Source organism: Streptomyces sp. CLV115 (genome assembly GCF_038448545.1).
GTDB lineage: Bacteria > Actinomycetota > Actinomycetes > Streptomycetales > Streptomycetaceae > Streptomyces > Streptomyces sanglieri.
Genome location: NZ_JBCEWQ010000307.1, coordinates 1 through 3,406, shown reverse-complemented (window position 1 = coordinate 3,406; position 3,406 = coordinate 1). Strand labels below are relative to the sequence as shown.

Here is a 3,406-nt window from a genome sequence, read left to right as displayed (position 1 = left end):
GTGCGGGGGCGGGGCGGGCGACACCGGCTGCTCGCCACGACGCCGAGCCCTGTGCGGACGATCACCGGCCACGGCCGCATCCTTGCGCACCCGAACCCTCCCGGTCGAGATCCTGTGGAGCTCCTAGGTCATCGAATACGGTGACGGGCCGCGATCCGTTCAAACCGGCCGAGGAATTCTTCGTACCGGCCGGGGACTCTTCCGTACCGGTTGAGGGTTCTTTCGGACCGGCCACACGATTCCGTCGCTCGCTACGGAACAGCCGCGTCCGGCGCCGCCGAAGCCGCCGCCCGACGGCGGTGCCGGGCCACCCGCTCGCGGTTCCCGCAGACCTCGCCGGAGCACCAGCGGCGGCGCCGGCCGCGCGAGGTGTCCAGGTAGAGCCGGCGGCAGTTGTCGGCCTCGCAGCGGCGCAGCCCGGCCCGGGCCACGGGGTCGGTGAGGAGTTCCACGGCGTCGCGGGCGACGGCGGCCAGCAGTGCACCGCACTCGGGATCGGCGCTCAGTGTCCGTACCAGCTTGCCGCCGCTGCCGCGCACGGCCCGCAGCCCCGGTGGCGCCCCGGCGGCGAGCGCGTTGACCCGTTCCAGGGCGCTCCCGGCGCCACGGCCGCCGCCGAGCTCTGCCGTCAGCAGCCGTTCGACGCCGGTCCGCAATTGCCGGAAGCGCACCACCCAGCTCTCGTCCACGGCGTCGAGGTGGGTGCCGTTCGGTACGAGCCCGGCGGCGACGAGCCAGTCCGCGAGCCGCTCGGCGCAGTCGAGCAGTTCACACGCGCCGGTGGTCCCGACCCCGGTCGCCACCAGGTCCAGGCAGGGCCGACCTGAGTCGAACCGCCAGTCGCACGAGCTCTTGCCGGCCGCCATGCGCATGTCACCGCCTCGGGGTCACCGGTGGGGTCTCCCCCAGGGTGCCCCTCGCGGCGCCCGCCCGGAACCCCTGCCGTCCCACGGGTCGTCGCGCGGGGCCGTACGGTGTCCGTATGTACGACGATCCCATCACCACCACCCTCTCGGCCGGGCCGCTCCTGCTCCGGCCCTGGCTGGCCGAGGACATCCCGGCGCTGATCGAGGCGTACCGCGATCCCGCGATGCGCACCATGCTGCGGTCCCAGGTCACGGACGAGGCGACGGCGGAGCAGTGGCTGCGGGTGCGGCAGGAGGGGTGGGTGTCCGGCGGATACTTCAGCTTCGCGGTGGTGGACCGCGACCTCGGGAGCGAACCGGTCGGCAATGTGGCCCTCAAGCACCCCGCACCGGGCTCCGGCAACGCGGAGGTCGGCTACTGGACTTCTGCCCCCGCCCGCGGCCGCGGGATCGCGCCGCTGGCGCTCGGGGCCCTCGGCGACTGGGCGTTCGAGACGTTCGCGGGGGACGTACTGATGCGGCTCGACCTGCTGCACCAGCTGGGCAACGAGGCGTCCTGCCGGGTCGCGGAGAAGAGCGGATACGGCTTCGCGGAGGTGATTCCGGCGCGGCCGCCGTGGCCGCTGGACGGGCATCGGCACACCCGGCTGCGCACCGGGGGCCTCTGACGGCCGACCGCCCCCGGACGGTTGCTCAGCCCGTGGGCGGACCGTCGTGCAGGATCCGCTGGAAAAGGTAGTGGTCGCGCCACTCACCGTTGATGTGGAGGAAGCGCGGGGCCATCCCGAACTGCTCGAAGCCGCACTTCGCGAGCACCCGCTGCGAGGCGAAGTTGTCCACGACCGTCCCCGCCTCCACCCGGTGCAGGTGCAGCTCGTCCCTGGCCAGCTCGCAGATACGCATCACGGCGGCCGTGGCCAGACCGCGGCCCGCGTGCTCGACGTCGACCCAGTAACCGAGCGTCCCGCTGCGGAGCGGCCCGAGCACGATGCCGTTCAGGTTGAACGCGCCGATCGCACGGTCCTCCTCGTCGGCGAGCACCCAGGGCATCGCCCGTCCCGCGTCGCGGTCGGCGAGCAGCGCGGCCACCCGCTCCCGCTGCCCCTGCTCGGTGTAGAAGGAGTCGGGCCGCACGGGCTCCCAGGGCTGCATGTACGTGCGGCTGCGGGTCAGTGCGACGGCGAGGGAGGCGGCGTCGTCCGGGGTGACGGGACGGAGTCGTACGTCCGCGTCGAGGCGGTGGATGTCACGGTCCATCCCCGCACGCTATCCCGGCACGATTCCGGCACGCCGCCCGCCCGGGTGCCCCTGTCGGAGTGCCTCCGCCGGGGGCTCGCAGTGCCTCCTTCAGGGGCTCGCGGTGCCCCCTTCAGGGGCTCGGGGTGCCTCCGTCGGGGACAAGGTCCCTGGTCATGACGCTGAAGCCTGCCGGACACCCGGTCGGGCATGCCGGGCCGGCCCGGCATACTCGCCGGATGACTGACGCCAAAACCGCGATTGTCGAGCAGGGCTGGGACGGCCCCTGGTACCGCGTTCGCACAGATCGTTTCGTGGCCTCGTTCCTGCCCGGTGCGGGCGAGGACCCGGACACCGTCTGCAACGTCGACGTCGAGGTGCGGCTCACCGCGGACAACTCGCGCTGGAGCGCGACCGTGTTCACCCTCGCGGAGGTCGAGCGCCTGATGGAACGGTGGTCCCGAACCGGCGAGGAGCTGGGCGGGCGCTACTTCTGGTGCTCTGACGGCCTGATCGTCCGGGACGCCGGCATCGGCAGCATGACCGAGGTGCTCGTCGGCCTGCTCGACTCCGGTGACCTCACGGGGATCCTCCGGCGGCTCGACGAGGAGTGAGCGCCCGGCGGCCTGGTCCGGGTCCGGCGCGACCGGCACCGTCGCGGCCGTCCTCGTCCTTCACCACGCCTCGGCCCGAGACCGGAGAACGCCCGGTCACTCCCCGGCGTGCTCCCGCCCGGCCAGGGTCGCCAGCCGGTCGAAGGTACGGATCAGCTCCGCGCGTCTGTCCTCCTTGTACCCCTGCCCGGGCTCCAGGTCGTCGATGGTCCGCTCCCACACGTCCATGAACGTCTTCTTCCACTTCTCGACCACCGCGGGCTCCGGCACCCGCGCGCCGACGTACCCCTGCTCCGCCATCAGGCACAGCAGCTCGACGTTGCACGGCACGGCGACGCCGTCGTACTCGTCGGGCTCCAGGACCACCGGGTCGCCGGCCATCGCCTCCTCGATCTCCGAGACGAGGCGTCCGGTGATGCCGGACAGATGATCCGCGGCCGTGTCACTGTCGAAATTCCCGCTGCCCCAGGTACCCACGGGGCCCCCTTCCCATTGGCCTTTCCTGCCTGCCCCCGTTGTAACAAACGGCACTGACAACGGAACTCCGCAACGGAACTGACGACCGAAACCGGCAACGGGACTGGCAACGCCACGGACAGCGGCACGGTCTCCGGACCCCGCCGAACGGACCGGCAACCCGGTCACGACCGCGCCGAACCACCGTCCGCCCCGCCGTCCGCCCCACCATCC

General features: G+C 72.5%; 5 protein-coding genes. 2 read left to right on the top strand and 3 right to left on the bottom strand.

All coding sequences use genetic code 11. The features are described 5' to 3' along the window. Positions 1–251: 251 nt before the first annotated feature. Positions 252–866: a CGNR zinc finger domain-containing protein gene (locus tag AADR41_RS41635; RefSeq protein ID WP_342287644.1), complete on the bottom strand. Its 615-nt coding sequence runs from the start codon at positions 864–866 to the stop codon at positions 252–254. A gap of 116 nt (positions 867–982) precedes the next feature. Between AADR41_RS41635 and AADR41_RS41630 the strand changes: the two genes are divergently transcribed. Further along, positions 983–1,534 carry a GNAT family N-acetyltransferase gene (locus tag AADR41_RS41630; RefSeq protein WP_342287643.1) on the top strand — a complete coding sequence of 184 codons (552 nt, stop codon included), beginning with the start codon at positions 983–985 and terminating at the stop codon, positions 1,532–1,534. 25 nt (positions 1,535–1,559) lie between these two features. On the opposite strand, the gene AADR41_RS41625 is transcribed toward AADR41_RS41630, so the two are convergent. Beyond that, positions 1,560–2,123 carry a GNAT family N-acetyltransferase gene (locus AADR41_RS41625; protein ID WP_342287642.1) on the bottom strand — a complete coding sequence of 188 codons (564 nt, stop codon included), beginning with the start codon at positions 2,121–2,123 and terminating at the stop codon, positions 1,560–1,562. Between the two features lie 218 nt (positions 2,124–2,341). Between AADR41_RS41625 and AADR41_RS41620 the strand changes: the two genes are divergently transcribed. Further along, entirely contained in the window at positions 2,342–2,716 is a 375-nt protein-coding gene (locus AADR41_RS41620) for a hypothetical protein (protein ID WP_342287641.1), read from the top strand. 96 nt (positions 2,717–2,812) lie between these two features. On the opposite strand, the gene AADR41_RS41615 is transcribed toward AADR41_RS41620, so the two are convergent. Beyond that, on the bottom strand, positions 2,813–3,193 hold the full coding sequence (locus tag AADR41_RS41615; RefSeq protein WP_342287640.1) for a DUF4259 domain-containing protein: 381 nt from the start codon (positions 3,191–3,193) through the stop codon (positions 2,813–2,815). Between the last annotated feature and the right edge of the window lie 213 nt (positions 3,194–3,406).

What these genes read in the sequence shown, in the direction of transcription:
- AADR41_RS41620 (WP_342287641.1), top strand. Translation starts at nt 2,342, where the DNA reads ATGACTGACGCCAAAACCGCGATTGTCGAGCAGGGCTGGGACGGCCCC.
- AADR41_RS41630 (WP_342287643.1), top strand. Translation starts at nt 983, where the DNA reads ATGTACGACGATCCCATCACCACCACCCTCTCGGCCGGGCCGCTCCTG.
- AADR41_RS41635 (WP_342287644.1), bottom strand. Translation starts at nt 866, where the DNA reads ATGGCGGCCGGCAAGAGCTCGTGCGACTGGCGGTTCGACTCAGGTCGG.
- AADR41_RS41625 (WP_342287642.1), bottom strand. Translation starts at nt 2,123, where the DNA reads ATGGACCGTGACATCCACCGCCTCGACGCGGACGTACGACTCCGTCCC.